Genomic DNA, 240 nt, shown 5'->3' with positions numbered 1-240 from the left:
GCTCTTCAGCTACCACATCGACGAGAAGGCCCGGCGCCTCGCCCAGATGATGGACGGCAAGCTGCTGCTGGTGACCAACGCCGAGGCGCTGCCCGCGAGTAACGTGCTCGCTCGCTACAAATCGCTCGCCGACATTGAGCGTGGTTTCAAGGTGCTCAAGTCCGAGATCGAGATCGGCCCGGTGTATCACCGCCTGCCCGAGCGGATTCGCGCGCATGCGTCGATCTGCTTCATGGCGCT

1 pseudogene is annotated in these 240 nt (G+C 63.3%); it reads left to right on the top strand.

Features of this window, described 5'->3' with window-relative positions:
* Window positions 1-240: pseudogene (locus tag M622_RS23945) on the top strand (IS1634 family transposase); the annotation flags it as partial.

Source organism: Thauera terpenica 58Eu, assembly GCF_000443165.1.
GTDB lineage: Bacteria > Pseudomonadota > Gammaproteobacteria > Burkholderiales > Rhodocyclaceae > Thauera > Thauera terpenica.
Note: the sequence above shows the minus strand (reverse complement) of the source record. Positions and strands in the feature narration are given on the sequence as shown.